The organism is Actinophytocola sp. (assembly GCF_036402745.1).
In the GTDB taxonomy this organism is placed as follows: Bacteria; Actinomycetota; Actinomycetes; order Mycobacteriales; family Pseudonocardiaceae; genus Actinophytocola.
In genome coordinates this window covers 1-6,657 of sequence record NZ_DASWSJ010000269.1, presented here as the reverse complement: position 1 = coordinate 6,657, position 6,657 = coordinate 1, and the positions used below count along the sequence as shown (strand labels likewise).

6 protein-coding genes and 1 pseudogene are annotated in these 6,657 nt (G+C 71.5%); 3 read left to right on the top strand and 4 right to left on the bottom strand.

Features of this window, described 5'->3' with window-relative positions:
• The 4 genes and pseudogenes from VGD70_RS25550 to VGD70_RS25535 form a co-directional block, all read right to left on the bottom strand.
• Positions 1-1,109, bottom strand: a pseudogene (locus VGD70_RS25550) (hypothetical protein); the annotation flags it as partial.
• Positions 1,106-1,942 (bottom strand): segregation and condensation protein A, encoded by an 837-nt coding sequence (locus tag VGD70_RS25545; protein WP_331085610.1) that lies wholly within the window; start codon positions 1,940-1,942, stop codon positions 1,106-1,108. The gene VGD70_RS25545 and the pseudogene VGD70_RS25550, both read right to left, overlap by 4 nt.
• Positions 1,943-1,948: 6 nt before the next feature.
• Positions 1,949-2,311, bottom strand: a complete 363-nt coding sequence (locus VGD70_RS25540) for a hypothetical protein (protein WP_331085608.1) — start codon at positions 2,309-2,311, stop codon at positions 1,949-1,951.
• Positions 2,308-3,240 carry an AAA family ATPase gene (locus VGD70_RS25535; protein ID WP_331085606.1) on the bottom strand — a complete coding sequence of 311 codons (933 nt, stop codon included), beginning with the start codon at positions 3,238-3,240 and terminating at the stop codon, positions 2,308-2,310. Before VGD70_RS25535 ends, VGD70_RS25540 begins: the two co-directional genes overlap by 4 nt.
• A 442-nt stretch (positions 3,241-3,682) precedes the next feature.
• Between VGD70_RS25535 and VGD70_RS25530 the strand changes: the two genes are divergently transcribed.
• From VGD70_RS25530 to VGD70_RS25520, 3 genes are read left to right on the top strand one after another with little or no spacing between them, the layout of a single operon-like run.
• Positions 3,683-4,390, top strand: a complete 708-nt coding sequence (locus tag VGD70_RS25530; protein ID WP_331085604.1) for a GntR family transcriptional regulator — start codon at positions 3,683-3,685, stop codon at positions 4,388-4,390.
• Positions 4,391-4,446: 56 nt separating this feature from the next.
• A complete protein-coding gene (locus tag VGD70_RS25525; RefSeq protein WP_331085602.1) occupies positions 4,447-5,949 on the top strand; it encodes an NCS1 family nucleobase:cation symporter-1 in 1,503 nt (500 codons plus the stop codon).
• A 3-nt stretch (positions 5,950-5,952) separates the two neighbouring features.
• Positions 5,953-6,651, top strand: coding sequence for an aspartate/glutamate racemase family protein (locus VGD70_RS25520; protein WP_331085600.1), 699 nt, complete (start codon positions 5,953-5,955; stop codon positions 6,649-6,651).
• Positions 6,652-6,657 lie beyond the last annotated feature (6 nt).

Genomic DNA, 6,657 nt, shown 5'->3' with positions numbered 1-6,657 from the left:
TCCTCGGAGAGCTCGGGCAGTTCCTCGGCGCTCTCGTCCGGGGGCGCGTCGAGGGCCTCGGTGGGGGGATCGGCGTCCGCGGGCTCGGCCCCGGCGGGTTCGGCGAGGCCGGTGACTTCGGCGGCGTCGGTGGCTTCGGCGAGGTCGGCGACCTCGGTGGGTCCGGCGGGGTCGGCGGGGTCGGCGGTCGTCTCGCCTTCGGCGGCCTGGGTGGGCGGATCGGCCTCGGCGGGCTCACTACCCATCGATTCGATCGGAGGCTCGGGCCGCTCCTCCGCCACGTCGGTCGGCGGATCGGCATCTGCCGACCCGGCCGGAGATTCGGCGGCCAGATCGGTGGGCGAATCGGCATCCGCCGATGCAGCCGGGGACTCCGTGCCCGCCTCATCGGCCAGGTCCGCGGATTGGTCACCATCCGCCGACGTGGCCGGAGATTCGGCGGCCAGATCGGTGGGCGAATCGGCATCCGCCGATGCAGCCGGGGACTCCGTGCCCGCCTCATCGGCCAGGTCTGTGAGTTGGTCGCCATCCGCCGGCGCGGCCGGCGACTCGACGGCCAGATCGATGGGTCGGTCGCCGTCCTCTGGCGCAGCCGGCGACTCGATGGCCGCCTCGGCGGCCAGGTCGGTCGGCGGGTCGGCATCGGCGGGCTCGCTACCAGCCGGTTCGATCGGAGGCTCGGGCTGCTCCGCCGAGATCACGTCGATGGATGGGCCGGCATCCGCGGGCGCGGCCGGAGATTCGGCGGCCGGCTCGGTAGGCCGGTCGGCATCCGCCGGCGTGGCTGGGAACTTGCCAGCCACCTCCGTGGGCGGATCAGCATCCGCCGAGGTCGCCTCAGCGACCGCTTCCGCGGGCGAGTCGGCGTCCCCTGGCGTGGCTGGCGTCTTCGGCTCGGGTGGTGCTTCCGCGGGGTGGGTTGGCCTCCGGCCCCCGGTTTCCAGCCTACCGGCGCCCACCGACAGTTCCGGGGCGTCGGCCTCCGGGTTGTGGACGGGCTCGGTGGCCGTCGGTGGGTCCGCGTCGGCGGAGCGGTTGGCCGGGGAGCCGGCAGCCGAGGCCGGATCGCGCGGGTCGCGCAGGTCCTGCGGGTTCTGTGGTGAACTCACCCGTAATCCTCCTCGTCGCCCACGCCGTCCGCGACGCCGGCGGCGGTCGCGTCGGCCACGGTGCCGCCCGTCCACTCCACGTGCAGCTCCGCCAGGGCCTCCTCCTGCTGGAACGCGATCACGTCCTCCTTGTACAAGTCCAACAGCGCCAGGAACCTCGCGACCACCTCGATGCTGTGCTCGCAGTCGGCCACCAGCTCGCCGAACGACGCGCGCCCGGACGACGCCAGCCGGACCCGCAGCACCGCCGCGTGCTCGCGGACCGAGACCTTGCCCATGTGCAGGTGGTCGAGAGAAACCGCCGGCGGGGGCTTCGGGCGGAACACCGCCGCCGCCAGCTCGGCGAACCGTTGCGCGGTCACGCCCAGCATCACCTCGGGCAACAGTGCCCCGAACCGGTCCTCCAGCGCCACCGACCGCGGGTACCGGCGCAGCGCACTCGCCTCCAGCTCCGCGAACAGCGACGCCACCTGCTTGTACGCCCGATACTGCAACAACCGCGCGAACAGCAGGTCCCTGGCCTCCAGCAACGCCAGGTCGTCCTCGTCCTCGACATCGCCGGTCGGCAGCAGCCGCGCCGCCTTCAAGTCGAGCAACGTCGCGGCCACCACGAGGAATTCCGTCGTCTCGTCGAGGTTCCAGTTGTCGCCGGCCTCGCGCAGGTGGGCGATGAAGTCGTCCGTGACCTGGTGCAGCGCCACCTCGGTGACGTCCAGCTCGTGCTGGGAGATCAGCTGCAACAGCAGGTCGAACGGACCCTCGAAGTTCGACAACCGAACGGTGAACCGCGTGGGCGTCGACTCTTCCGGGGCGTCGGAGGCCGATGAGATCAACGAACGCTACTTCCCGGTGTCATTACGCAATCGTCGCACCAGCACCGAGTCCTCGCCGCGTTCCTCCAGGTCGGCGAGCACCACCGCGATCGCCTCGCGCACGACCCGGCCCCGGTCGACGACGAGGCCGTGCATCGCGCGCAGTGCCAGGCGGGCGTGCTCCAGCGCGAGCAGCTCCTCGTCCGACACGTACACGGTGATCTTCGAGGTGTGCTTCTGCCGCGGCGTTCCCCGGCGCGGTCCGGGTGCCGCGTGATGGTTCGTGGGCGCGGGACGAGCGGCGTCGGGCCAGCCGTCGTCACCCCGCTCGGTCTGTGCGGTGGGTCTGAACAGCTCAGCCGCGCCCGGCAAGGAGGCTCGGCGGTTCACCGGGTGAGCGCCCCTTCGCGGGCGATCACTTCGCGGGCCAGCTGGCGGTACGCCTTCGCGCCGGCCGAGCGGGGCGCCCACACGGTGATCGGCGCGCCGGCGACCGTGGTCTCCGGGAAGCGGACCGTCCGGTTGATCACCGCGTCGAACACGATGTCCTGGAACCGCTCGACCACGCGCTGGATGACCTCGCGCGAGTGGAGCGTGCGCGGGTCGAACATGGTCGCGAGGATGCCGGTGATCTCCAGCTTCGGGTTGAGCCGCTCGCGCACCTTCTCGATGGTGTCGATGAGCAGCGCCACCCCGCGCAGGCTGAAGAACTCGCACTCCAGCGGGATGAGCACGCCGTCGGACGCGGCCAGCGCGTTGACCGTGAGCAGGCCGAGCGAGGGCTGGCAGTCGATGAGGATGTAGTCGTACTGCTCGATCACCGGCCGCAGCGCGCGGACGAGCGTGTGCTCCCGGCCGACCTCGGCGACGAGCTGGACCTCGGCCGCGGACAGGTCGATGTTGCTCGGCAGCAGGTCCATGTTGTCCACGCCGGTGCGGATGATCGCGTCGCCGACGCTGGCGGACCGCTCGATGATGACGTTGTAGATCGTGCGCTCGAGCTGGTGCGCGGGGATGCCGAGGCCCACCGACAGCGCGCCCTGCGGGTCGAAGTCGACGATGAGCACCCGCCGGCCGAACTCGGTGAGCGCCGCGCCGAGGTTGATCGTGGACGTCGTCTTGCCGACGCCACCCTTCTGGTTGCACAGCGCGAGCACCTTGGCCGGGCCGTGCCCGTTGAGCAGCGGCGGCTCGGGGATGTGCCGGTTCGGCCGGCCGGTGGGACCGACTGCGCCGTTGGGGCCGTCGTCGAGCGCCTCGTCCTCGTCGGAGGCCGCTCGTGGGGCGAGGCTCAGCTCCGAGGGATGAAATGTCGACATATCGACCTAGCTCCTTGTCGTCCGCGCTGTGCGCCGAAGCTTAGAGATCGGCTGGCCCAGCGGGCAAAGAGGCTCGCCGATGAGACCGGGACCTAATCCTGCGGGTAGGCCGGTCCGCCGCCTTTGCCTCGTCGTCACCGCCGCCGACTACGACCAGGCCGTGCCTTTCTACCGTGACGTCCTCGGGCTCGCCGAGCGGGATGCCGTGCGGTCCCCCAAACGGCCGGGTGACGATCCTCGACGCAGGTCAGGCCACCCTCGAGCTGGCCGAGGTGCTCGGCGAGCCGAGCCGGGGCGGACGCCGTTCCGGTCGACCGACGCGCGGCTCGACGGCCCGGCCGGGCCGCTGCTGACCCTCTTCGAGCCGGACTGATGTCACACGCTCTCAACCAACGGCGCCGCCACCCGGCCTAGCCTCGGGGCTCGACCTCGAGGAGCCGCCATGCCAGGGCCACGACGCCGGTCGGCGCTGATCGCGCAGCTGCTGCACGAGCCGCCGAGCACCTCGCAGGCCGCGATCCTGGCCGAGCTGCGCCGCTGCCTGCTCGACGGCGGCGTGCCGCCGGGCACGCCGATCCCGCCAGACGAGGTGGCCGCGGTGTTCGGGGTCAGCCGCATCCCGGTCCGCGAGTCGCTGAAGACCCTGATCGGCGAGGGGCTCGTGGAGCACCGCCCGAACGCGGGCTACACGGTCGCGAAGCTGACCACCGCGGAGCTGCGTGAGATGTACCTGGTGCGCGAGGTACTGGAGACGGCGGCGCTCACCGCGGCCGTCGGCACGGCCGGCCCGGCCGACGACGTCCGCGCCGCCGCGGCACACCAGGCGCTGGAGCACGCGGTCGCCGCCGGCGACGTGCGGGGCTACCACCGGGAGAGCCGGCGGTTCCACTTCGCGCTCGTCGCGCCGTGCGGGATGCACCGGCTGCTGGCGATGTTCGAGTCCGCCTGGAACATGACCGAGCCGGTGCAGCCGATGGCGCACCTGTCCGAGGCGGACCGCGCCACCCTGCACCACGACCACGACGCCATGCTGGCCGCTTTCGCCGCCCGGGACACCACGACCCTGCTGCGGGTGGCGGCCGAGCACCACCGGCGCCTGGAGGTGGCGCTCGCCGCGCTCCCCCGGCACACCGGGCTGTTCCGCGGCTAGGCGGAATATACGATTCGCGACACGGCTACGTAATAACCCGCTTCTAGCTTTCGAGCATGACCGAAATCGCGTCGCGGGAGGACCTCGTCGAGGCCGCCGGGCATCCGGTCGGCAGCGGGGTGGCCAAGCCGGACTACGACCCACGCCTCACCAACGAGGACCTCGCCCCACTGGCCGAGCAGTCCTGGGGCTCCTACAACATCTTCGCGTTCTGGATGTCCGATGTGCACAGTGTCGGCGGCTACGTCACCGCCGGCAGCCTGTTCGTGCTCGGGCTGAGCAGCTGGCAGGTGCTGATCTCGCTCGTGGTCGGCATCTCCATCGTCTACGTGTTCTGCAACCTCGTCGCGAAACCGAGCCAGGCCACCGGCGTGCCGTACCCGGTGATCTGCCGGACCGTGTTCGGCGTGCTCGGCGCGAACATCCCGGCGATCATCCGCGGGCTGATCGCCGTCGCCTGGTACGGGATCCAGACCTACCTGGCGTCCGCGGCCCTGATCATCGTGCTGCTCAAGCTGTTCCCCGGGCTCGGACCGCTGGCCGACGTCGGCCAGCACGGTTTCCTCGGGCTGTCGCTGCTCGGTTGGGTCTGCTACGCGGTGCTGTGGGTGTTGCAGGCGGCGGTGTTCTGGACCGGGATGGAGTCGATCCGCCGGTTCATCGACTTCTGCGGTCCGGCCGTCTACGTGGTGATGTTCCTGCTCTGCGGGTACCTCATCGTCAAGGCCGGCTGGGGCGCGATCGACCTGAACCTGGGCGAGATCCGCTACGCCGGGTTCGACGCGGTCCCGGTGATGCTCGGCGCGATCGCGCTCGTCGTGTCCTACTTCTCCGGGCCGATGCTCAACTTCGGCGACTTCTCCCGCTACGGCAGGACGTTCGCCGCGGTCCGCCGGGGCAACCTGCTCGGCCTGCCGCTGAACTTCCTGATGTTCTCGATCCTCGTGGTGGTGACCGCGTCGCTCACCATCCCGGTCTTCGGCGAGCTGCTCACCGACCCGGTGCAGACCGTGGCGCGGATCGACAGCACGTTCGCGATCGTGCTGGGCGCGCTCACGTTCACCATCGCCACGATCGGCATCAACATCGTCGCCAACTTCATCTCACCGGCGTTCGACTTCTCCAACGTGAGCCCGCAACGCATCAGCTGGCGGGCCGGCGGGATGATCGCGGCCGTCGGCTCGGTGCTGATCACGCCGTGGAACCTCTACAACAACCCGGAGGTCATCCACTACACGCTCGAGGTGCTGGGCGCGTTCATCGGCCCGCTGTTCGGCGTGCTGATCGCGCACTACTACCTGGTGAGCCGGCAGAAGGTCGACGTGGACGCCATGTTCACCATGTCCGAGCACGGCGCGTACTGGTACCGCAAGGGCTACAACCCGCCGGCGATCATCGCGACGGTGCTCGGCGCGGGGCTCGCGATGGTGCCGGTGCTGTGGACGGGCGGGCCGGGGATGGCGACGACCGCGCAGTACACCTGGTTCATCGGCATGGCGGTCGGGTTCGTGGCGCACCTGCTGCTGACCAAGCGCACCGCGGCCCCGGCGGAGAGCTGAGCGGTGCTCGTCAAGGTCATCAACCCGAACACCAGCGCGCAGATGACCGAGGTGATCGGCCGGGCCGCGCGGGCGGTGGCCGGGCCGGGCACCGAGGTCCGGGCGGTGACCGCGCCGATGGGCCCGGCGTCGGTCGAGAGCCACTACGACGAGGCGCTCAGCGTGCCGGGGGTGCTGGCCTCGCTCGGGGACGCGGACGGGTACGTGATCGCCTGCTTCGGCGATCCCGGCCTGGACGCCGCCCGCGAGCTGGCCGACGGTCCGGTCGTGGGCATCGCCGAGGCGGCGATGCGGGCGGCGGCGTACCTGGGGCGCGGGTTCAGCGTGGTGACCACGGTGGCCCGCGCCCGGGGGCGCACGTGGGACCTGGCCGCGCACTACGGCGTGCGCCGGTCGTGCCTCGGGGTGCACGCGTGCGAGGTCCCGGTGCTGGAGATCGCCGCCGAGCCGGTGCTCGCGACCTGCCGCAAGGCCCTCGAGAGCGACGAGCCGGACGCGATCGTGCTCGGCTGCGCGGGGATGGCGCACCTGACCGCGTCGCTGTCCGCGGAGCTCGGCGTCCCGGTGGTGGACGGCGTGCAGGCGGCGACGCTCGCGGTGGAGTCGCTGCTGCGGATGGGCCTGCGGACCGGCGCCCGGGGTGAGTTCGCCGCTCCCCCGGCCAAGCCCTACGCCGGCCTGCTGGCGGACTTCGGCTCCTAGCCGGTC